25 protein-coding genes, 1 rRNA gene and 1 other annotated feature are annotated in these 22,670 nt (G+C 52.5%); all 26 genes read right to left on the reverse strand.

The window, feature by feature from the left end; translation table 11 throughout:
- A 16S ribosomal RNA gene (locus BN3772_RS11795) occupies positions 1 to 105 on the reverse strand; the annotation flags it as partial.
- Positions 106 to 615: 510 nt separating this feature from the next.
- Positions 616 to 2,166 (reverse strand): LysM peptidoglycan-binding domain-containing protein, encoded by a 1,551-nt coding sequence (locus BN3772_RS11800; RefSeq protein WP_052380475.1) that lies wholly within the window; start codon positions 2,164 to 2,166, stop codon positions 616 to 618.
- A 330-nt stretch (positions 2,167 to 2,496) separates the two neighbouring features.
- Positions 2,497 to 3,378, reverse strand: coding sequence for a branched-chain-amino-acid transaminase (gene ilvE, locus BN3772_RS11805; RefSeq protein WP_039876425.1), 882 nt, complete (start codon positions 3,376 to 3,378; stop codon positions 2,497 to 2,499).
- 3 nt (positions 3,379 to 3,381) lie between these two features.
- Entirely contained in the window at positions 3,382 to 4,269 is an 888-nt protein-coding gene (gene pheA, locus BN3772_RS11810; RefSeq protein WP_042199626.1) for a prephenate dehydratase, read from the reverse strand.
- The gene (gene thrB, locus BN3772_RS11815; protein WP_042199628.1) at positions 4,266 to 5,246 is read right to left on the reverse strand and encodes a homoserine kinase; all 981 of its coding nucleotides are present in this window, start codon (positions 5,244 to 5,246) and stop codon (positions 4,266 to 4,268) included. The genes pheA and thrB overlap by 4 nt, the downstream gene beginning before the upstream one ends.
- 36 nt (positions 5,247 to 5,282) lie before the next feature.
- Positions 5,283 to 6,569, reverse strand: coding sequence for a homoserine dehydrogenase (locus tag BN3772_RS11820; protein WP_042199629.1), 1,287 nt, complete (start codon positions 6,567 to 6,569; stop codon positions 5,283 to 5,285).
- A gap of 32 nt (positions 6,570 to 6,601) precedes the next feature.
- Positions 6,602 to 7,039: an ACT domain-containing protein gene (locus BN3772_RS11825; protein WP_042183145.1), complete on the reverse strand. Its 438-nt coding sequence runs from the start codon at positions 7,037 to 7,039 to the stop codon at positions 6,602 to 6,604.
- Positions 7,040 to 7,195: 156 nt separating this feature from the next.
- Positions 7,196 to 7,963, reverse strand: coding sequence for a hypothetical protein (locus tag BN3772_RS11830; protein ID WP_042199630.1), 768 nt, complete (start codon positions 7,961 to 7,963; stop codon positions 7,196 to 7,198).
- A gap of 15 nt (positions 7,964 to 7,978) precedes the next feature.
- Positions 7,979 to 8,725, reverse strand: coding sequence for a hypothetical protein (locus BN3772_RS11835; protein WP_157643585.1), 747 nt, complete (start codon positions 8,723 to 8,725; stop codon positions 7,979 to 7,981).
- Between the two features lie 11 nt (positions 8,726 to 8,736).
- Entirely contained in the window at positions 8,737 to 9,912 is a 1,176-nt protein-coding gene (locus BN3772_RS11840; protein ID WP_042199632.1) for an SPFH domain-containing protein, read from the reverse strand.
- Between the two features lie 236 nt (positions 9,913 to 10,148).
- Entirely contained in the window at positions 10,149 to 11,459 is a 1,311-nt protein-coding gene (gene obgE, locus BN3772_RS11845) for a GTPase ObgE (protein WP_042199633.1), read from the reverse strand.
- A 15-nt stretch (positions 11,460 to 11,474) separates the two neighbouring features.
- Positions 11,475 to 12,215: a Spo0B domain-containing protein gene (locus BN3772_RS11850; protein WP_042199634.1), complete on the reverse strand. Its 741-nt coding sequence runs from the start codon at positions 12,213 to 12,215 to the stop codon at positions 11,475 to 11,477.
- Positions 12,216 to 12,431: 216 nt separating this feature from the next.
- Positions 12,432 to 12,743 carry a 50S ribosomal protein L27 gene (rpmA, locus tag BN3772_RS11855; RefSeq protein WP_039876443.1) on the reverse strand — a complete coding sequence of 104 codons (312 nt, stop codon included), beginning with the start codon at positions 12,741 to 12,743 and terminating at the stop codon, positions 12,432 to 12,434.
- Positions 12,744 to 12,761: 18 nt separating this feature from the next.
- Positions 12,762 to 13,097: a ribosomal-processing cysteine protease Prp gene (locus BN3772_RS11860; RefSeq protein ID WP_042199636.1), complete on the reverse strand. Its 336-nt coding sequence runs from the start codon at positions 13,095 to 13,097 to the stop codon at positions 12,762 to 12,764.
- Between the two features lie 12 nt (positions 13,098 to 13,109).
- Complete coding sequence (gene rplU, locus BN3772_RS11865) at positions 13,110 to 13,421, reverse strand: 50S ribosomal protein L21 (protein ID WP_039876447.1); 312 nt, start codon at positions 13,419 to 13,421, stop codon at positions 13,110 to 13,112.
- A 14-nt stretch (positions 13,422 to 13,435) separates the two neighbouring features.
- Positions 13,436 to 13,521 (reverse strand) — a sequence feature (ribosomal protein L21 leader region).
- Between the two features lie 80 nt (positions 13,522 to 13,601).
- Positions 13,602 to 14,843, reverse strand: a complete 1,242-nt coding sequence (locus BN3772_RS11870; RefSeq protein ID WP_042199638.1) for an Rne/Rng family ribonuclease — start codon at positions 14,841 to 14,843, stop codon at positions 13,602 to 13,604.
- Positions 14,844 to 14,904: 61 nt separating this feature from the next.
- On the reverse strand, positions 14,905 to 15,747 hold the full coding sequence (locus BN3772_RS11875; RefSeq protein WP_042199640.1) for a M50 family metallopeptidase: 843 nt from the start codon (positions 15,745 to 15,747) through the stop codon (positions 14,905 to 14,907).
- Positions 15,740 to 16,600, reverse strand: coding sequence for a M23 family metallopeptidase (locus BN3772_RS11880; RefSeq protein WP_042199642.1), 861 nt, complete (start codon positions 16,598 to 16,600; stop codon positions 15,740 to 15,742). The genes BN3772_RS11875 and BN3772_RS11880 overlap by 8 nt, the downstream gene beginning before the upstream one ends.
- A gap of 222 nt (positions 16,601 to 16,822) precedes the next feature.
- On the reverse strand, positions 16,823 to 17,617 hold the full coding sequence (gene minD, locus BN3772_RS11885; protein WP_042199643.1) for a septum site-determining protein MinD: 795 nt from the start codon (positions 17,615 to 17,617) through the stop codon (positions 16,823 to 16,825).
- A gap of 5 nt (positions 17,618 to 17,622) precedes the next feature.
- Positions 17,623 to 18,282, reverse strand: a complete 660-nt coding sequence (minC, locus tag BN3772_RS11890) for a septum site-determining protein MinC (protein WP_042199644.1) — start codon at positions 18,280 to 18,282, stop codon at positions 17,623 to 17,625.
- Positions 18,283 to 18,362: 80 nt separating this feature from the next.
- On the reverse strand, positions 18,363 to 18,893 hold the full coding sequence (gene mreD, locus BN3772_RS11895) for a rod shape-determining protein MreD (RefSeq protein ID WP_042199645.1): 531 nt from the start codon (positions 18,891 to 18,893) through the stop codon (positions 18,363 to 18,365).
- Complete coding sequence (gene mreC / locus BN3772_RS11900) at positions 18,893 to 19,771, reverse strand: rod shape-determining protein MreC (protein WP_042199646.1); 879 nt, start codon at positions 19,769 to 19,771, stop codon at positions 18,893 to 18,895. Before mreC ends, mreD begins: the two co-directional genes overlap by 1 nt.
- Before the next feature lie 59 nt (positions 19,772 to 19,830).
- The gene (locus BN3772_RS11905; protein ID WP_042199647.1) at positions 19,831 to 20,865 is read right to left on the reverse strand and encodes a rod shape-determining protein; all 1,035 of its coding nucleotides are present in this window, start codon (positions 20,863 to 20,865) and stop codon (positions 19,831 to 19,833) included.
- 40 nt (positions 20,866 to 20,905) lie between these two features.
- Positions 20,906 to 21,595, reverse strand: coding sequence for a RadC family protein (gene radC / locus BN3772_RS11910; protein WP_042179787.1), 690 nt, complete (start codon positions 21,593 to 21,595; stop codon positions 20,906 to 20,908).
- Between the two features lie 20 nt (positions 21,596 to 21,615).
- Positions 21,616 to 22,224: a Maf family protein gene (locus BN3772_RS11915; RefSeq protein WP_042199648.1), complete on the reverse strand. Its 609-nt coding sequence runs from the start codon at positions 22,222 to 22,224 to the stop codon at positions 21,616 to 21,618.
- A 37-nt stretch (positions 22,225 to 22,261) separates the two neighbouring features.
- Positions 22,262 to 22,507 (reverse strand): DUF4321 domain-containing protein, encoded by a 246-nt coding sequence (locus BN3772_RS11920; protein ID WP_039876464.1) that lies wholly within the window; start codon positions 22,505 to 22,507, stop codon positions 22,262 to 22,264.
- Positions 22,508 to 22,670: the final 163 nt, after the last annotated feature.

Raw genomic sequence — 22,670 nt, forward strand, 5'->3', positions numbered from 1 at the left:
CCCGTCCGCCGCTAAGCTTATCCCGAAGGATAAGCTCCGCTCGACTTGCATGTATTAGGCACGCCGCCAGCGTTCGTCCTGAGCCAGGATCAAACTCTCCAATTAGGTTTTTCCGGGCGGCTACTTCACCCGAATGACTCCGAGGAAATAACCTTCCGAAAACTATCGAAAAGAGCGATTGCTCATTTTGAAACATCTGACGAGAATTTGCATTCTCTACTTTTGGATCTCACCGAAGTGATCTCCAGATACTCACTCGTTGTTCAGTTTTCAAAGATCAAGCTCGTTGTCGCTTGCGATTATCTCGTCAGCAGCAACTCTTATAATATATCATATTCTTCAACTTAATGCAATACTTTTTTCAAAAGCAATTTGCATTTTAGATTAAAAGAACATTTCCAATCACCATATTTTTCTTGTTGTTTGCGACTGGATTTATAATATAACATGACTTGTCCTATAAAAACAACCCACAATATTTCCCATTTTAAAAATTATTGCATTAGCGCAAAAGAGCCCCCTGCTGCCAGCAGCTCTATATACATCAGAAAAGCGTGCAGGCATCATATAAATCTGCCTGCACGCTTCCTTATCAAGCTATAACTTTAAAACTGGTTAATTCGAAATCCATGGATTTTTACTTTTTTTACTGCTTCCCTGACGGCTGCTCCGGCCAGCTCCCTGTCTGGATGCTGCTTTGGCGGTTTTTCCTTCAGTGTTGCCCGAGACTTTTACCTTAGCCCCCCCGGTTTTGCCGCTGCGGGCTTTAGCCTTCGCTGCTGTATCCTTTAATTCGGCCGCTGCCTGGGGAATCTCCTGCACAGCAGGCTCCGGCTCGAGGATTTCCGGTACCCGGTTATGCGTAGTATTCTCCATACCCGGATAAACCGGATATGCCGGAATACCGGACAGCACAGGATTTGAATAGGCTCCAAGAGGTGCCTCAGAATTAGCACCCGCTCCAGGCAGGGTCTCGCCCATGACCCCATATGGTGAAAATGCGCCCTGCTGTGGCATGTATGGCTGATAACCGTTATACATTGGTTGTTCATAGCCGTATGGCTGAATTACCGCTCCTCCTCCGCAGCCGCAGGACGGCCATGGCAGATTCACCGGCTGTCCGCCGTATTGCGGAACACCGTAAGGTGAGTAATCCATAGCCGGGCTTACAGGGGTAAACGGCGCCGCCTGATATTCCGGGGCCATATTCGGATACCAGGCTCCCTGAGCCTCGGCAGCGGGGTACATATTGCCGGGATAACCGTACGGAGTTATGCATTCATTCGTAAACATTGCCGGTTGAATCATATTTTCTGCCGGATTCATACCCATTAACGGCATAGCCTGCTCATGATATGGATATACCGGAGGGCATTCATAGAAATAAGGATTCTCATTCAGTCCGGGATAGCCAGCTGCAGGATTACAATGGTTTTCCTTTGTCACCGGGGCCAAGGCTGCCGGCTCAACTGCCGATTTCCCCTTTTCTTTTGGCTCATGGACTATAGCTTCCTGGGCAGGGACCGAAATCTGTACAAATAGGCTTTGAGATTCATGAACCATTTGGACCGGTGCAATCTCTGGCGCTTTGTTCACCACCGGAGCTATATTCACCTCGGGGGCTACATTCACTTCAGGGGCTTTATTAACCACTGGCTCAGGAACAATGTCAGTTATCGGGGCTGTTTGCATTTCCTTTGCAGGCTTCTCAATCGGTCCGGTATAGGTTTTTCCGCCAACCTTTGTTTTATCAACAACAGCGGGTGAAACAGCATCTGCCGGAATGGGAACAGCGTTATTCTGAATGGACTGGGGCTGTATGGTAGTCGTATTTGATTTTTTAGGTATATTGACGATCTCCCCGGTCATGAGTGCATTCGGATTTTTGAGCTGCGGATTGGCGTCAATGATTTCCTTAAGCGTAATGCCCCAGGCCTTGGATAATTTCCAGAGGGTATCCCCTTGCTTGACTGTATGCTTATAAAAAAGCTCGCTGCTCTCCGCCACCGGTGCCGGTGCTGCCGGAATTTTAACCTTATCCCCTACATTTAGAGCCTCTGGATTGCTGATTTGCGGATTAGCCTCAATGATCTTTTGCAGCGGTACCCCGTACTTTTGCGATAATGCATAGAGCGTATCGCCTTGCTTAACAATGTGTATTTTCACGCAGCATTAACCTCCTAGAAAATGCGTAATTGTTGGAGCGCGTTGCATGCTTTACAGCCGTCTCATCTTTTATCCGGCTGCAAATTCCGGCTCTCAGAGCATCCTTCCCCACTCCCGGGTAACTGCTCCCTGAGCATCGTTATATGCAGTACTGCTGCCTCCTTCGTTACTACATCTTATGCAGCCCATGGGCGATTGACATCCCCGGAGCAAAAAAAATCCCCCCATGCCGGGCGGGACTGCCCTCTGTCTTATGGACAAAGGCCAATCCCGCCGGGATGGAGGGATTCCGAAATCTGGTTTAGCGTGTGCACGTTGCTCCGGGATCTATTACTCCCAGACCTTATAGCCGTCTTTATCCACGGCATTGCGGAACTCTTCCAGCAGCTGCAGGGTGATCGGGCCGGCATGGCCCTCACCGATAATCCGTCCGTCGATTTCGCGGGCGGCAATAACCTCGGCAGCGGTTCCTGTGAAGAATACCTCATCGGCGATATACACGTCATGCATAGTGAAAGGCTCTTCCTTCAGCGGCAGACCCAGCTTCTCACACAGTTCGATGATCGCAAGACGGGTAATGCCTTCCAGCGCACCAAGGTAGCAAGGCGGTGTATAGACTACTCCTCTTTTAACGATAAAGATATTGTCGCCGGAGCCCTCTGTTACATAGCCCTGGGCGTTCATCATAATTGCTTCGTCAGCTTCCGCCAGGTTGGACTGGATTTTGACGAGGATATTGTTCAGGTAGTTAAGCGACTTGATCTTCGGATTAAGTGCATCCGGAAGGTTGCGGCGCTGGGATACGGAGACGGCACGTAAGCCGTTCAGGTAAGCCTGCTCCGGATAGATCGCGAGCTGCTCCACAATGATGATTACACTTGCCTTAGGACAACGGCGCGGATCAAGCCCAAGGTTGCCGGGGCCGCGGGAAACGATCAGACGGATGTAGCCGTTGCGCATTTCATTCAGGCGGATGGTTTCCGCCATTGCTTCCAGCATTTCATCGTAAGTCAGCGGAATGTCCAGCATAATGGATTTGGCCGAATCATACAGCCTGTCCAGATGCTCTTTGCATTTAAAAATGTTGCCGTTATAAATACGGATGCCTTCGAAAATACCGTCACCGTAAAGAAAACCGTGATCAAATACGGATACCTTTGCATTTTCCTTATTTACGTGTTGTCCATCCAGATAGATCCATTGCTCAGCCATGAACTACTGCACCTCCGCTTTCTCTTCCTCATAGGTGTATGTGGGATACGAGCCCAGAATCCGTACCTGGCAGCCCAAAGCCTTGATCTCTTCAATCGCGGCAGGCAGCAGGACCGATTCGATCGGTTCCAGCACATCAATGTAAAAATAGTAAGTACCCAATTTCTTCTTCGTCGGCCGTGATTCAATACGTGATAAGTTCAGCCGCCGCCAGGCAAACGCAGCCAGCACCTGATGCAGGGCTCCCGGAAAATCCTCCGGCAGAGTCACAAGAATACTTGTTTTGTCCCCGGCACTTTTTTGCGGAAGACTCAGCTTCCGGGGTCCCACCAGAACGAAACGCGTATAGTTGTTATGGTGATCGGTAATCTTGCGCTCGACAATTTCCAGGCCGTGTGTAGCGGCTCCAAGCGCTGTACCGATGGCAGCCCAGCCCCGCCCGGGATTATTCTTCACAATCTCCACAGCTTCCGAGGTGCTTCCTACCGATTCCAGCTCAGCCCACGGTGCATGCTCGCGGATGAATTGCAGACACTGCGCCATTGCAACCGGATGGGAGAGGATTTTGGCAATTCCGGAATAATCCTTTTCACCGCCGGCATTCATGAACTCACCCGGATTTCCGATCAGGTTCTGAATCGAAGGAAAAATCCATTCCGCCTGCATAGGCAGATTCACCTCATTAATAAGCCAGTCAATGTGCAGGCTTACCGAGCCGTCGATCGTATTCTCAATCGGTATGACACTATAATCCGTTGAACCGCCAGCCGTCGCAAGAAATACATCGGAGATCAGCTTGTGATGCTCAATGCTGACCGGCTCGCCGCCAAATAGATGCAGCAGCGCTTCGTGAGATACTGTGCCCTGAGGCAATACTGCTATTGACTTCATAACCGTACTTCTCCTTTTATCATATCCAAAAATGAGCCGTTTTGCATCCCGTTTCTTTCCACCAGCTCTGCCTTAACACCTTCTGTACACGGGGGCAGCCAGCAGGTCTGTGCCGGAATCCCATGCTCAAGCATCGTCTCCTTCAGGAACAGCTCCAGCTCCTGCTTCCGGCTCTCGCCGGCGTCAACCAGACACAGCAGAGTCGGACCTGCTCCGCTCAGCGCAATGCCCAGCGCTCCATGCTGCGGCGCTTCAGCGAGCAGCTTCTCCATCCCGGGTACAAGCGGCGCTCTGTACGGCTGGTGCAGGCGGTCCTGCATGGCCCGGCCGATCAGATCAAGCCTGCCCGCAGCAAAGGCAGCTGTCAGAAGTGAGGTGCGGCTGATATTATACACAGCATCGCTGACTGTAATCTCCGCAGGGAGAACTCCCCTCGCCTTGGTCGTAGCCAGCTCGAATTCCGGAATAACGACCAGCACCTCCATATCCTGAGGCGGCTCAATCCGGATGTAATCGGCATGTGTGCCGTCCCAGACTGCCGTAATGATTCCACCGAACAGGGAGGCGCCCACGTTGTCCGGGTGCTTTTCGAGGGAGCAGGCTATATCAAACAGCTTCGCAGCATCCAATGGTGACCCGATCAGCGTATTGGCCGCAGCCAGCGCACCGACAATGGCCGATGCACTGCTGCCGAGGCCGCGTGTCAGCGGAATATCGGAATACATGGAAATGGACAGCTCGGGAACGGAAACACCTGCCTCGGCAAACACCATCTGGGCCACCTGGTAGAGCAGATTGCTTTTATCACAAGGAAGCCCGTTCATCTGGTCCCCGTAAAAGTGAAACACTGTCTCTTCGGCTTCCTCCATCTCAATCCAGGCGTACAGCGACAAGGCCATCCCCAGCGTATCAAATCCGGGTCCCAGGTTCGCCGTACTGGCCGGTACTTTTACTCTAGACCTTCCATACATACTCATAAGGGTTATGAAATCTCCTTCGTCTTTTTTGCGAGTTTAGCCCTCTACACGGTAATGGCTCTTGATCCGGTGGATAACCGGAAGTGCCTCCAGATGACGCAGTACTTTATTCATACTCGCCCTGCTGGCATTGTGCGTCACAATGATAATTTCCGCGTCAGGATTATGCGGGTTAGCCTGCTGCACCACGGAATCGAGACTGACGTCATACTCCGCAAATACCTGGGTAATCTTGGCCAAAACCCCCGCTTTGTCATCAACATGCAGCAGCAGGAAGTTTTTGTAGAAAATATCCTCGTCACTCTTCAGCTTCTTCTGCTTATAAGGCACAATCTGCTTCAGGCCGTTCACACCGAGCTTCAGGTTCTTGATTACAGCAACCAGGTCAGCCACTATTGAAGTCGCTGTCGGCATCGCACCAGCACCAGCCCCGTAGAACATCGTTTCTCCAACCGCCTGCCCGTAGACATAAACGGCATTAAAGACTCCGTTCACGGAGGCAAGCGGGTGTCCGGTACGGATCATGGTCGGCTGAACGCTGATGCTGAACTCCTCATCCTCGCATTCGGCGATGCCCAGCAGCTTCATGTCATAGCCAAGCCGTTTGGCAAAAGCGATATCCTCCTTGCTCACACCGGAAATACCGCTGACGCTGACATCATTCAGCTCTACATTGGTGCGGAAGCCGAGCGTGCCCAGGATAGCCATTTTGCGCGCTGCATCAAGGCCCTCCACATCGGAGGTGGGGTCCGATTCAGCGTATCCAAGCTCTTGCGCTTCCTTGAGCACATCATGATACGAGGCGCCTTCCTGGCTCATTTTGCTCAGTATGTAATTAGTTGTACCGTTTACGATCCCCATAATCTTCATAATTTTATCTGAGGAAAAGCCTTCAATCAGCGTACGGATAATCGGAATCCCGCCGGCGACACTCGCTTCATAGAATACATCACACTGCTTCTCCTGCGCCTTAGCCAGAATCTCTGAGCCGTGAAGTGCCATCAGGTCCTTGTTGGCGGTGACGATGTGCTTACCCAGCTCCAGCGCCTCCAGAATATATTCCTTCGTGCCGGCGATGCCGCCCATTACCTCAACAATGACATCAATCTCCGGATCACGGATGACCTCCCAAGGATCGGTGGTGATCAGAGCAGCGTCCACTTCGATATCACGCGGCTTATCTGCATTCTTCACAGCAATACGTTCAATTACAATCGGGGAACCTACCTGACTGCTGAGGTCCTCCTGATTTCCTTCTACGATACGGACTACGCCCGCACCGACCGTACCCAGCCCCAAAAGTCCAACTTTAACCGGCTTCATGTGGTTCCTCCTAAAAGTTTTATGAAGCTATACTATCCCTGCCCGATGATTAATGCCCGTCTGACGCCGGAGATGTCTCTCAGACCGTCCAGCATATCACCAAGCTCCTGATTCATATGCGAAATTTCAACGGAGATAACGACATTTGCACGTCCCTGCAGCGGAATACTCTGATTGATTGTCAGCACATTCGCCCCGTGGACAGCCACACAGCCAAGCACCTTGGACAGCATGCCCGACTCATGCTCGAGATCAAGCGAAATAGTGACGATCCGTTCCCGCTCCAGCTGGTGGATCAGATGAATGCCGTCTTTGTACTTATAAAAGGCGCTGCGGCTAAGTCCGACCTGCTCCACACCTTCATGCACCGTCTTGGCGTCTCCCGCTTCCAGCAGCTGCTTGACCTGCATAGTCTTCAGCACTGCGTCAGGCAAAATGTCCTCGCGGACCAAATAATAGCGCTCTTTCACGAACGTCCTCACCCCAAAGACTTTTGTGTTTATATAGTGGACATTATACTTGAAAAGCTCTGAAAAAAGCAACAGATTTTCATACAGGAAAAAGAACGGAGATGCAGCAAAGCCCCGGCACCATGCCGGGGCCTCGTTGACAGCCAGCTTCCGCAGTTAACTGTAAGGTATAGTAGTCCCGCAATAATCACAGGCTTTCGCCTGTCCCGGCAGCACGGTATTCTGTGCACCGCAGCCGGTGCAGCGGATAGACTTCGCCAGCTGTGGCGGGGCTTGCGGCACGCCGGACGTTTTTTCGGCGAACCAGCGGGCAGAACCGGGGGCCGGACCGCCCGCCCCGGCCATACCACCCGCAGCTGCTGACGCACCCCCTTCTTCAAATACCAGGCTGCTGTCAAAAGCACCGCAGTCCTGCAGATACTGCAGATCCCGGCGCACGTCACGTTCATGCTGTCCTGTCTCTATGGACAGGCGGCTGGTCTGGCGGATGCCGCCGCCGGCCAGCTGTATATATTTTGCGGCAAGCTGTGAAAAATCATGCCTGCTGACAGCTGCAACGTAGGCAAACACAGCTGCCGGCAGCAGAAAAAGTACAGCGAAAGCAATCAGAAGGCTAATCAGCATCCCGGTTCCGCCGAAATCATATTGCTGGTCCGACACCAAAAAGATGATAAAGATTATTATTTCAATAAAACCGCCCGCAAAGGCATGAAATAACAGGCTGAAGTTAACGGGCTTGCGGTAATTCTTATAGTGCGAGGTTAGTAACCGTACCAGTGCCAGCAACAGCCCTACCGGCATAAACAGATAGCACGCGGCAATGATGATGTAATCAAAAGTGGTCCGGGCATACTTGGGCAGCTTAAATGAGTTGGCACCGTTACTCCCAAGTGCCTGCCCTCCCATATTACCTGCAGTTATCACGTTATAAGCTTCCTCCTATTTGAGTGCTGCCAGCTCCCTGTTCCGGCGCTGAAGCGTGCCGGTAATGCTCCCGGCCAGTTCAGCAGCCGTTCCTTCCCAGCCGGTGCCCGGTTCCTGAAGCGCAAGCAGCAGCGCAACCTGGTCATGCAGCAAAGAGATTTGCCGGGTCAGCATTTCTTCTGTATCATACAGCTCCGGCCTTGAAAGCGGATCGCTGTATCTGAACTGCTCCTCCAGCCCGCGGATTAGATCAGCAAGCCACTCTGCTCCCGGATGCCTCCAGCTGCCGGCAAGCTCCCGGATTTCCCGCAGCTCCGCCTGATGCTGCCGGTGCGCCCGGACGGTATCAGTAGCCCGGCGCTCCTCTGCCGCAGCTCTCTGTCCGTACAGCGCTACTGCTGCAAGCAAGCCAGCACTTACCAGGAGCAAGGCCAGCTGCACCGTCATATACAGCCGCGGCGGCAGCTGCAGCCCCCAATCGAGCAGTGCAGCCGCTATGAATACAGCTGCTGCATAAGCTGCCGTAATCCAGGCTCCGCTGATAAGCACCGGCGGAGTGTTCCTGTTCTTCCCGGCCGACCTGAGCCAGAATAAGACATAGCCATACAATGCACTCTCCGCAGCCAGGACCGACAGCAATGAGGTGATGAAGCGTCCCCGTGATTCAGGGAAGCCCGGCAGGATAAAGGCAGCGCATGTCAGAACTGCTGATGCAGCATATATCAGGCTAATAAGTCCCCTATAGCTTCGTTTCTTTTGCATCTCTTCCCCTTTCAGCCGTTCTGTCTTCCGCACTCCCCGCAGTACCTTTGTCCCGCTTCGAGCTCATGACCGCAGCCGGCACATTTTAGAGTCATGCTGTTTCCGCAGTTTGTGCAGAATCTGGCTCCGGCGGCAACCCGGCTGCTGCAGCTGCCGCATACAACGGTATCCTCTGCTTCCCCTTCAGGATCAACCGCCCTGAAGCCCTTTCCGCATCCGCCGCAGAACCGTGCGGCCTGCGGGCTTACTGCCCCGCAGGCCGGACAGGCCTTGCCGGAGAGTCCGGTTGCGGCAGCCTTGCCGCCCTCCCCCATCCCCTTAGTCATCTGGTTCAGGATATCGGCTGCCGGTCCGGCCATACCGAAGCCCATCCCCAGGCCGAGGCCGGCATTCATCATGCCGGTCCCCAGATTGCCGGGGTTACCCGCTGCTTCCTCCAGCGTATCAAAGCTCCGTTCCTGCTGATAGGTGTAGCCGATAATATCCATCTGTGCTTTTTTGGCCAAGGCCTCCTTCAAGGTACGGGTTGCCAGATCATCCTCGGGAATGTTGATGGAGTCGATATAAAAATTGTTAAGCTCAATTCCGTTTTCCAGAAAAACCGGAGCCAGCCGGCCCTGAATATGCCGCGAGATCTCTACGACGTATGCGTTAATTTCCAGAACACTGATTTGTTTCCGGATTAGATAGGAAGAGATCAGCTCATTGATGTTGGACATTAGCAGCCCGCGGAAATAGCTCACCAGGGTCTCCTGATCAAACTGCGGGAGCGTACCGACCAGCTTCAGCAGAAATTTACGCGCATCCTCGATCCGCACCCCGAATTGCCCGTAAGAGCGGAGGGAAACCATAATGTTATATTTAGGGTCCTGAAGCTGCAGCGGTGAGCTGGTGCCCCATTTGACGTTCATTGAATTAAGTTTGTTAACGAACCACACTTCCGCTGTAAAGGGGGATTTCCCTCCAAACGGCAAGTTTACAATATGCGACAGAACCGGAATGTTTGCAGTACTGAGAGTATGCCGTCCAGCCGTAAAGGAGTCCAGCGCCTGTCCTCCTTTGAACAGAACCGCCTCTTGAGACTCGTTAACGATCAGCTGCGTCCAGGTGCCGAGCTCCTGATCCGGATGCTTCCAGGCGAACACGCCGGGAGGCCCGTCATATTTCACTACCTCGATAATGGCCATTGATCTTCCTTCTTTCCTGAGGGCAGGTATGTATTGTATATATCGGCAGTTCTTATCCGATAAAAGAGCAATCATCCGCTTATATGGTAAATCATGCATTTCCGTTACCATTGTATACGATCTTTAGACGGTTTGGATGTTCTTTATGACAAAAAAAAAACGCCGGCAGTGTTCTCCGGATGGAGAAGGCACTGCTGGCGTTCTAAAGCTGCCTGCCCGGAGGGCAGACGCATGATTTAGTAGTAGCTGCTGCTCTCTACAAATTCGAATTCAAAATCCCCGATGCGGACAATTGTGCCTTCCACAGCACCGCGTTTACGCAGCTCGGCATCTACGCCCATATGACGGAGCGTACGGGCCAGCTTCAAAATGGCATCATGGGTACTCAGCTGCATGCGCTTGAGCATCTTCTCGATACGGGGGCTGGTGACAACGAAAGCTTCGTTATCACGTGTAATCGTAAAGCTGTCATCAGCTTCAGCTTCCAGCTTGTATACCTTACGTTCCACCGTCTCGGCGACCTCTTCGAGCACCGGAGCCACCGGAATACTGTCCAGAAGATCTGCTGCGCGGTAGAGCAGCTCCTGAATCCCTTGACGGGTAAGAGAGGAAATCGGCATAATCTCAAGGTCAGGACGAAGCTCAGCAATCCGTTCACGGAAGGAAATCAGATTCGCCTCCGATTCCGGCATATCCATCTTGTTCGCCGCTACGACCTGGGGACGGTCAAGCAGGTTGGCATTATACTGCTTCAGCTCATCGTTGATAAGCACCCAATCCTCGAACGGATCGCGTCCTTCGGAGCCGGACATATCCACAACATGGATAATAATCCGCGTACGTTCAACGTGGCGCAGGAACTCATGCCCGAGGCCCACACCCTCACTGGCCCCTTCAATCAGTCCCGGCAGATCAGCCATAACAAAGCTCCGGCCGTCCCCGGCCGCAACTACTCCCAGGTTTGGTGTGATTGTCGTAAAGTGATAAGCACCGATCTTCGGCTGTGCCGCTGAGACAACTGACAGCAGGGTAGATTTGCCCACACTCGGGAAGCCTACCAGACCCACATCTGCCATAACCTTCAGTTCCATCACAATATAACGCTCCTGGCCTTCTTCCCCGTTCTCTGCAAGCTCAGGGGCAGAATTGGCTGCCGTCGCAAACCGGACATTTCCGCGTCCGCCGCGTCCGCCGCGCGCTACAACCACTTGCTGGCCGTGGCGGGTCATGTCGGCAATAATCTCCTGTGTATCATCGTCGATCAGTACAGTTCCCGGAGGGATACGTACTATCATATGCTCGGCATTTGCACCGTGCTGGCTTTTGTTACGGCCTTTAATTCCGCGGTCAGCCTTAAAGTGACGCTGATAACGGAAATCCATCAGGGTGCGCAGGCCTTCATCCACACGGAAGATTACGTCGCCGCCGCGTCCGCCGTCGCCGCCCGCCGGACCGCCTTCCGGCACATACTTCTCCCGGCGGAACGCCACAAGACCATCGCCGCCGTCTCCGCCTTTTACATAAATCTTAGCTTTATCTACGAACATCTAAGTTCACCTTCCTTACATCTCCAGCGGTACACGCAGCTCTACGTAAGCCTCAGCAGGCTTCCACTGCTCCGCTTTCATGATTTTGCCTTGTACTATATTATAAATTTGCCCCTGCAGCAGCTCGGGATTGCCTTGCTCCCCCTTGCTTTGAAATGAGATAAGAATATCTCCCTTATCCTGAGTAAAGCCCAGACGGAGTATCCGCGTCTCCCCTTGGGAAGCCGTTCCGCTGTATTGGTAAGCCCTTACCGTCTGCATAATCACAGAAGTCAATTCGTCGCCCCGGCCGGGTGTCAGCTTGTCCTCCAGCTGCAGCCCCTCTTCCACCTGCACTTCCAGCTCTAGACTGCTGCTGAAGGTGCGGAACGACTGCAGATAGAATACCAGCGACGGAATACCAAGCTTAGCGATCCGGCTGTCCAGCGCAATTCGTTCCTTTATTCTTTCCACACATTGCACGGATTTATCAGGCTTGTTCAGCTGAATGTATCCGTATAGCACTTGCAGATCATTCATCCAGTCATGACGATGATGATTCAGTGTCCGGTTCGCCGCCTGCTGCAGAGTCTTCTCCTGTATACGCAGTTCCTCTTCAAAATGACGCCGGTTGTAAAAAAAGCTGAAAGCAAGCACTGCAGCTACCCACACTCCGAGCAGCAGGCATGTGAAAAGGGTGGTGTGCCAATACAGAAGACCTAAAGGAAGCGTTACGGATAACATGACTGCCCAGACAATACCTTTCCAGGATTTCATTCTTTCTCCCCGTCCCTCAGTTCGCAAAATTCATGCCAAATTTAGTCTATCCTGCCCTTAGGCGCTTTTACCATTTTCCAGTATAACACACGCATCCGGTGCAATCACCAGCATTCAGACCGTTTCAGGGAAACCCCTGATCTGCCGCCTCACTTATCAAAAAAACCCCCGGCACTCATGCCGGAGGCTTCTACATGCAAATGTGGTTAGGAAAGCTTACGCTTCCACTGCCGCTGCTACCGGAGCGACATCAACCGGATACACGCTCACTTTTTTGCGATCGCGACCCCAACGTTCGAACTTCACTACGCCATCAACCAGAGCGAACAGCGTATCATCTTTACCGATGCCTACGTTAGTGCCCGGGTGAATCTTTGTTCCGCGTTGACGAACCAGAATGTTACCGCCGGTAACTGCCTGACCGTCAGCACGTTTCACGCCAAGACGCTTGGAGTGGGAGTCACGTCCGTTCTTTGTGGAACCTACCCCTTTTTTGGATGCGAATAACTGAAGATCCAATTTCAACATGTTGGTCAACCTCCTTCTTTAAATGATGACTTGCTGTATCTTAATATACTTCCCGTATGATTCTGCGATATCACTGAGCATTAGAACCATGGATTCCAGCAGCAGTTGAACTTTCGCGGAGGCTTCAGCATCTTCAACAGAACCCAGGGTTCCGCTTAAAAAGCCGTTCTTCATGGACGTATCCATCGAAATTCCGGTCAGGCTCTCAATTGAGTTCACCGTACCCACCGTAACAGCAGATACTCCGGCACACACAATATCTTCACCGCGTTTGGCATAACCCGCATGCCCTTCCACCTCAAAACCGATAACAGTACCCATGTCTGAAGCCCGTGTAATCCGCACGTTAATCATTAACGCACCTTCTTACGCCTGAATCTTCTCAATAGTTACTTTAGTGTACGGTTGACGATGGCCTTGTTTCTTGTGGTAGTTCTTCTTCGGTTTGTATTTGTAAACTACAACCTTCTGACCCTTACCGTGTTTCTCGACCTTAGCTGTTACAGACGCGCCGCTCAAAAGCGGAGTTCCTGCAGTCAGACCGCCTTCGTTGGAAACAGCCAATACACGGTCAAACGTTACGCTTGCACCGTCTTCAGCTTCCAGCTTCTCGATGAACAGAACATCGCCCTCTTGGACTCTGTATTGTTTACCACCAGTTTCGATAATTGCATACATTGTACTTGCACCTCCTCATGTCTCAGACTCGCCTAGTCTAGGTGGCAGATTCCCGGAGGAACTGCACTTGTGTACCCGATCGGAGCGGTTACAGCATGTGCAAGATTAGGGTAACCAAACACACACTTGAAGATATTATCATACTTATTCACTATAGTCAACGATACAAGCAGAATTCATTTATTCCAGCCAAGCCCCCACCTTGCCTGTCCCGCCGCAGCACTGGCAGATCACAGGAGCAAAGCCTGCCGAGTCATGCCTTGCTTTTTTGCGGGTCATCTCAAGGAGCCCGAGATGCGTCCAGCCCAGAATATGTGTCTTCGTGCGGTCGCTGCTGACTACGCGCTCCAGCCGTTCCTGGACCTGACGGCGGTGCTCATCAAGCTCCATATCAATAAAATCAACTATAATAATGCCGCCCGTATCACGCAGCCGGATCAGCCGGCCAATCTCCTCCGCCGCGAGCAGGTTCGTCTGCGTCACTGTCTCCTCCAGTGTCGATCCGCCTGTGTACTGGGCTGTGTTCACATCTACCACGGTCAGCGCTTCGGTCTCATCCCAGATTAATGTGGCGCCGCCTGCGAGAATGATTTTGCGGCTAAAGCCCTTAAGGAGCTGCTCCTGCACGCCGTAAGCAGCAAAGATCGGCTCCGCGCCGCGGTAAAAGCCTACCGGCTTATGGCCCTCGGGAGCCATATCAGCCAGAAATGCCTCCGCCTCATGCACAGCCCTGGCTGAATCAATCATCAGCTCATCGCGCTGCGGATTAAAAGCATCACGGATGAAGCGCTGAACGATACTGAGATCAGAATGCAGCAAAGCGGGTGAGGATACTTCCTCCGCCCGGCGGACAATCATCTCCCACTGCGCACGCAGGAAGGACAGGTCGCCCTCGACTGCATCGACCTGCTCGTCCTCCGATACCGTCCGCATAATAAGCCCTTCCTCACGGCGCCGCAGCTTCTCTCCGATCGACTTCAGCCGGTTCCGCTCCGATTCACGGCTGATCTTTTTGGATACTCCGACATACTCCGCGAACGGCATGTACACCATCCAGCGTCCAGGCAATGTATAGTGCGTGGTTACCCGCGCCCCCTTGCCGCCGCGCGGCTCTTTACGCACCTGGACGATAATCTCCTGGCCGGGCTCCAGCAGCGTATCAATGGAGGGCTTCACCTCTGGCTGCTTTTCCAAATGGGGGTGAAGCACATCATCTACATATAAAAAGGCATTTTTCTTCTGTCCGATGTCGACAAAAGCAGCCTGCATGCCTGGCAGAACATTCATAACCCGCCCTTTGTAATAACTGCCGACCAGCCCTTGCTGCTGATCGCGTTCAGCCGCATACTCCACAAGCCGCCCGTTCTCCAGAAGAGCCATCCGGGTAATATGCTGCGTGCAGTGAACGATCATTTGTTTCATGGCTTCACCTCTGGTCTAAATCTTCATTTGTCGCCATCCGCTGTGCAGCCTTAAACCTGTTCTACATCCCGAAATAGGAGGAAATCAGGCGCTGCTCCGGTACAACGGCTACCACATTCTTATCCTCATTCATCACATAAATAAAATGATACTGGTTACGTTTAAATAGACGCAATATATCATCCAAAGGTTTCGCGGAAAAGGCAACAATCGGCTGCGCCGCACTGCCGAGCCGTAAATACCGTTCATAGACAGCCTCCCTATTCATCAAAAAAGCGAAAAAGCGGTAAGGCAGATTCCGCTGGTCCGTAGTATTGGAATAGAGCAGAAATGCTCCGATCATAAGCAGATTCAGCCGGAGTCCGGCCCCTGCCGCCAGAGGCAGCAGCGCATATAAGATGACAAGTCCGCTTGCCGCAATGCTCACTCTCCCGCTCCATAAGAGAGTGTAGTAGTAGGGCAGAAGCGTGCTGAGCGCAGCCTGAACGATCTTGCCCCCGTCGAGCGGAAGCACCGGCAAAAAATTAAACAGCGCAATAATAGCATTGGCCTGGATAAAATAAGCAAGAAAAGCGCCGCTGCCGCTCCCCAAATGCTGAAGGGCCAGAGCCATCACAATCATGATTCCGTTCTGCAGCGGTCCGGCAAATGCTATGGCAATCTCCCGGCCGGCGGTCAGCCGTCCATGGTCCTCCATAACCGCTACCCCTCCAAAGGGAAGCAGCTGGACTGACTTGACTGTAACCCCGAGCAGCAGCGCGGCGCAGACATGTCCCAATTCGTGAATAAATACAATAATAAACAATGTCAGCAGCTCCAGGAACTGTCCGGTGATGACTGAGAGCAGCATAACCAGCACGAACAGCGGATGCAGTGACAGCTGGATACCCGATACCCTAATCAAACGATACCACTTCGGCAGGATCCATATAAGTTTTGTCTTTCATCACCGCAAAAAAAAGCAGCGGGGTTGCCCCGTCTTCTGTCTCCTGCATCCAGCCGACACTATCACCGCTCTCCACCCAGTCGTCCGCCGACAAACGGGTTCCGGTGAGATGCCCGTATTCCGCAGTCAGGCTGCCGGTATGGCGGATTACGATGCGGATACCTCCCTGCGCTTCCTTGGAAACGGACAGAACCCGGCCCGTATCTACACTTTTCACCGCCACGCTGCCGCTTGAATCGGCTGAAGGCATAATTTCAACACCGTATAAGGTATCGGCAAAAGAACGGAGGATACTTCCCTCCAGCGGGGCGCTCAGATTGTGTGAGGCACTCACCTTCTGCGCAGGAACCTCCTCCTCACCAAAAATCGGTATAAACGAAGGCGCTCCGTTAAAATGCGTCTCATACCAGACCTGTGCGGCAGAGAAATCCATATCATTACTCAGTGCATCTGTAATAAAAGCCTGTGCCCTGACCGCCCAGGGCTCCCTGGCAAGAAATATCCCCCATACCGCGCCGAACACCAGAACACTTGCTACTGCCCTGCGGACAAAGCCGGCGGTGAACCGCGGCCTGCCGCCTTCCCCACCGTCTTCCTCATCCATCCAGCCTCCGCGGTTCTGCTTCCACAGCTTCTCGGGATCCGGCTCGTTCACAGGTTCTCTGCGCTCCGGCGGCTGGCCCCATTCCTTGAAGCCGGCTGTATCTTCATTCAGCGGATAGAGCGGCAACGGAACAGCTTCCGTCTGCTCATCCAGCAGGCTGCGGATGCGCTCCCTGCGGCGGCCTTTAATTCCTGATCCTTGTTCCATCATAATCCCTCCGGCGGGCTTGTTTTACTGATAGTTTATGTGCTGCCGGAGCCGGTTTAGAACAAGCCCTAAGGAGGGTTGCACGAATACCCCAGCGGAAAAAGGGCCCTCATCGTCCCGCCGGGCACAAAGGGACTGCTATTCTCCCCGCACCACAAAAATCCCGCCGCAGTATGCCCTGCAGGCGGGATTCTTTATCCATGTATGATTGCTGGTTAAGGATCAGCCCATGCCGAAGAATTTCTTGAATTTCTTAAAAGCGCCTGGTTTCCGGTCCAGCTGCATCAGCGGAACGGCATCCCCCAGAATCCGGCGGGCAATATTGCGGTAGGCAATAGCAGCCGCTGAATCAGGATTCATGACCGTAGGCTCACCGTTATTGGCCGCCTTAATGACCAGCTCATCATCCGGTACAATTCCGATCAGATCAATGTTCAGCACCTGCAGGATATCTTCAATATCCAGCATATCTCCGGACTTGACCAATCCCGGACGAATCCGGTTAACGACCAGCTTGGGGGATTCTACGCTGGATTGCTCCAGCAGCCCGATAATCCGGTCTGCGTCTCTTACAGCCGCATGCTCCGGAGTAGTGACGACAATCGCCTTGTCCGCACCGGCAATAGCGTTGCGGAACCCGTGCTCAATTCCGGCCGGACAGTCGATTAGAACGTATTCGTATTCTTTTTTCAGCTCAAGAATGATATCCTTTACCTGCTCCGGAGAAACCGCAGTCTTATCCTTTGTCTGAGCAGCGGGCAGCATATACAGCTCATCAAAACGTTTATCCTTGACCAGCGCCTGATTCAGGCGGCAGCGCCCCTCCGCCACATCAACGAGATCATAAATGATCCGGTTTTCCAGGCCCATCACTACATCCAGATTCCGCAGTCCGATATCCGTATCCACCAGACATACTTTTTTGCCCTGCAGCGCAAGCGCGGTTCCAATATTGGCTGTTGTGGTTGTTTTGCCAACGCCGCCTTTGCCCGAGGTTACGACAATCGCTTCTCCCATGGAGGCTACACCCCTTTAAACACATTTAAACCCTGACGTATCTTGAATATATTATGAATTTTGTCGATTTGCATAGCACCGCTGGACAAATAGGCAAATTCCATGCTGCTCTCCCGTGTCCCCCATTCATCCGGAGGCCGGCTGATTACATCTGCAATCCGCAGCTGGGTAGGGGTTAATAAAGAAGCGGCGATAATCGCCTCCTGATTACCATCCACACCGGCATGGGCTATTCCCCTGAGGGCGCCGAGAACATAAATATCACCTGTGCAGGTAACTGTCCCTCCGGGATTAACATCACCCAGATACAGAAGATTTCCATCATGATGAAGCACTTGGCCTGAACGGACGATCCCGCTAATAATGAAGAGGGCGTCCGGGTCTGTTTCCGCAGCTTCAACAACCGCATCAATGGAACGGATCAGGAGATTCCCTTGCCCTTTTAGGATATCAAGGACGGCCGCTTTATCTTCTTCGGTAACAGAACGGCTGCCTAGCTTGATATCCACGTGCACAATCGGTCCGGTTAGAATATTTTGATGGCTGTGCTCCAGCTTGTAGCGTAGCTCATTTAAGAGATCTTCAAAGGGACACTTGTCGTCTAGCAGGAATACCAGGCCGTCCTTGATGCCCTTAATCCTCACGTGCTTGGATTTTACTGTCATATGCCTGTCCCCCCATCCTCATTCATTCGTTCCGGATCAGGTGAATTCCTGCTTGGCCTGAAAGAAAATGCAAAGCCCGGCTAGGCCGTTTCTTCATCGCGGGTCTCTTTCTTGATCAGCTCCAGCTGGCGCCTTACCGGAATGTACAGAAGCAGCCCGATAGCAAAATGGAACAGCATGGTTGGCAGCATATAATTCAGAAGCGCCCAATTGTACGGCTCCCTGTTCAGGTTGAATACACTGTATATGCTGAACAGGATACTGTCCTCAAGCAGGCTGCCGAGCAAAACCACCGACATCATTAGGGGCAGAGGAGCACGGGGAATCTGGAATATGAGACCAATCAGATAGGCGGACAGCCCCATAGCAAAGGAGTGGGCACCGAGAATTCTTCCGTAGAAAACCACGTCATGCAGTATCCCGAAGGATAAACCCAGAATAAGTGCTGTATGCCGGTGATGATAGATGGTTACAAACAAAATAACGATAAAGACAAGATTAGGGATGATTCTCATCTGCCATACGTCCGGAAGCAGCCAAGGCAGAAGGGTTCCCTGAACAATAAATAAAAGAAATAACAATAGGACAAGAACTGATCTGCGCATCCTCACTATTCAACACGCTCCTCCGTGAACACCACAAACAGGTCCTTCCAGTCCTGGAAATTGGCGCTCGGTTCAATCAGGGCAGTCGATGTATATCCATATGCCCCCTCTTGAACACTCTTAACGATTCCGATGGTCAAGCCGCGGGGGTACCCACCGCCGCTTCCCTTAGAAATGATGGTATCCCCTGCAGCTATCGGATCACCGACCGGAATCTTGTTCATCTCCAGCAGTCCCGTCTGCGGATCATAACTCTCAATCATACCGAAGCTGTCCTGCTCTTTGTTCAGTGCGGTTCCGGCAATCGGCGGCTGGGAGTTGGGATCGTTGATATCCATCATCGTCATCAGCTTCACGGTTGAGGTGAAATTGCTCACCTGGCTGATAACGCCAACCATCCCTTCCGGAGAAATTACTGACATGTTGGGTTTAATGCCGTCCTTTAAACCGAGATCAATAACAACAGAGCTGTTGTTTGGTTCTGTCGCCAGACTGATTACCTGGGCAATATGCAGCTCATAATCGTACAGCTTCTTTTGAGCTTCCTTGAAATCAAGTTCTTTTTTGTAATACTCATTCTCTGCCTTAGTGAAATTATAAATTGCCTTATCCCGTGCATACTGGGCAGCCAGAATTTTGAGCCGCTCGTTCTCCTCCGCAAGATCATGCAGATTGCCGATATCTTGGAAGAAGCCCGCTACATATCCAGCGGGCTTGTAGAACAAATTTTGCACAAATCCGGTCGTATCGCGGAGAAAGTTCTCCGGCCAGGACAAGGATTTCCTTGTCCCCAGGCTGAAGCCCATAACCACGATGAACATCACCAGTGTAATCAGCAGGATGAACAGACGTTTGTTGTTAAACAATTTAAACAGTTTCAACACCCTCTAACAACCGTATTCCACCCGTATCAGGGGTTGATGTACACAAGCAGCAGTAAGCCTTAGCGTTTCGTACGCAGTCCTGTATTGTTGCGGCTCTTGAACAAATGAATGTTCTCCAGTGCCTTGCCTGTACCGATAGCGACGCAGTCCAGCGGATTCTCGGCTACAATAACCGGCATTCCTGTCTCACGTGCCAGCAGCTTGTCCAGATTGCGCAGCAGTGCGCCACCGCCGGTCAGCACAATGCCCCGGTCCATAATGTCGGCTGCCAGCTCCGGCGGACATTTCTCAAGCGTTACTTTTACAGCTTCAACAATCGCATTTACCGTATCCGACAAAGCTTCACAAATCTCATCCGAGGTAATGGTCAGCGTCTTAGGCAGTCCGGTTACCAGGTCGCGGCCGCGGATTTCCATCGTTTCCGCCTTCTCCAGCGGCAGTGCTGAACCGACGTCCATCTTCAGCTGCTCAGAGGTGCGTTCACCGATCATCAGGTTATACTGGCGTTTGATGTACTGGATAATTGACTCATCTGCTTCATCACCGGCTACACGTACAGAACGGCTGGTAACAATACCGCCAAGTGAAATAACCGCAACCTCAGTTGTTCCTCCGCCGATATCGACTACCATGCTGCCTGTAGGCTCCCACACCGGAAGATCCGCACCGATTGCCGCAGCAAAAGGCTCTTCAATAATGTAGGCTTCACGTGCGCCCGCCTGCTTGGTCGCATCCTCAACGGCACGCTGCTCCACTGCAGTAATGCCGGAAGGTACACAGACCATCACGTTCGGGTGACGCTGGAACATGGAGCGCTGCTTCTGCGCCTGGCGGATGAAATATTTGATCATTGTCGCCGTTGTATCAAAGTCAGCAATAACGCCATCTTTCATCGGACGGATGGCACGGATGTTACCAGGCGTGCGGCCGATCATTTTCTTGGCAGATTCGCCCACTGCTTCAATTGTCTTCGTATCTGTATTAATAGCCACCACGGAAGGCTCTCTTACTACAATTCCCTTACCGCGAACATAGACAAGCGTATTCGCTGTCCCCAGGTCAATCCCCAAATCTTTCGTAAAACCACCTAACATGCTTGTATTCTCCTTTTCCTAATGAATCTGCACAATTATATTACATGTACCCTTTTTCTTTCAAACTTACAAACCGGCTGTCGCCGATAATCAGATGATCCAGCACGTCAATTCCGACAATCTCGCCTGCCTGAACCAGCCTGGACGTCAGGGCGATATCCTCGGGACTCGGCGCAGGGTCGCCGCTCGGATGGTTATGCGCACAGATGATAGCCGCGCTGCTGTACTTCATGGCAGCCCGGAATACCTCACGCGGATGAACAATCGAAGCGTTGAGGCTGCCCATCGACAAGGTCTCCTGCGAAATGACATGATTCTTCGTGTTAAGGAACAGGCAGACAAAATGTTCCTTCTGCAGGTAACGCAGCTGCTCAGTCAGAATCTCTGCTGCGTCCTGCGGGCTGCGGATGATGACCGGCTCGGTGAGCCTGGAGTTCGCCATCCGCCTGCCCAGCTCTATGCCGGCTTTCAGTTGCACCGCCTTGGCAGGGCCGATGCCTTTGATATTTGTCAGTTCTTCTATACTGAGGTCCGCAAGCCCGCGGAGTCCGCCTGAATGGCCCAGCAGTTGCTGGGCAATGTGTATGGCTGATTCCCGGCGCGTTCCCGTGCGCAAGAGTATTGCCAGCAGCTCTGCCTGGCTAAGTGATTCCGCCCCATAATGCATCATGCGCTCTCGTGGTCGTTCTTCATGGGGGAGGTCCCGCAGCATAAACGGTTGCGACTCCATCCCTATCCCTCTCTCCTGTACTATCCTTGCCGGCCCAGCACAGATATGCCAAACCGGGGCAGCATGCCGCTTAGCAGCGACAGCGGTAGTCCGACCACATTGAAATAACAGCCCTGGATCTCTTCGACCAATGTGGCACCAAGCCCTTGAATCGCATAGGAGCCGGCTTTGTCAGCAGGCTCTCCAGTCGCTATGTAGGCAGAAATTTCATCTTCGCCAAGCTCCCTCATTGTTACGGAGGTTACCCGGTGGGCTACCTCAGAACGGCCGTCCGGCAGTCCGATGCAGGCAACCCCGGTGTACACCTGATGGGTACGGCCCTGAAGCATGCTCAGCATGGCCCGACTGTCCTGCTCATCCGCCGGCTTGCCGAGCACTTTACCGTCCAGCACAACAATCGTGTCGCTGCCGACAACAACCGCATTCCGTCCTCCCGCAGCAGGCAGTACAGCCTGCGCTTTACGCAGGGCCAGGGTATGCACAATCATCTCAGGTGTATAATCTGCGGGAGTACTCTCATCCGCATCACTGACCAGCACCTCAAAGGGCAGACCAAGATTGGATAACAGCTCCCGGCGGCGGGGCGAGCCTGACGCCAGGATAATGATTCGCGGGTTATCATGCTCCACTGTATAAAACGTCCCTTCCAAAATCAGCAGCTGAAGGCTACAGCCTGCGGTACAGCCACACGGCTGTAATCATGCCGGCAAGACTGAGCAGATTCAATTTCAAATGAATAGTGATGTCGTAGGTTATGATGTCCAAATCGGCTTGCGGCGACCACTTGAGTATAGTCGAGGCTGTAAGCAAAGACAGGGCTTTAACAGGCTCCAGCAGCTTAGCAATCCATGCCCCGGCAAGCCAGCCCAGAATAAGAAATAACAGCAGTGTTCCTACATTTTTCTTCTTCATCCACGTCTTCCCTCGCCATTTTTTGACACCCTAATTATTATACGGTGAAACGGGGCTCAATACAAACTCAAAATCCGCAGCGGAAATGATTACCACTGGACGTGCTTCTGACGGGTATTAAGAGCACGTGTTACAAGCCCGCAGATTGTCTTAAAGAGACGGT

It is taken from the genome of Paenibacillus camerounensis, from assembly GCF_000723885.1.
Lineage (GTDB): Bacteria > Bacillota > Bacilli > Paenibacillales > Paenibacillaceae > Paenibacillus_AQ > Paenibacillus_AQ camerounensis.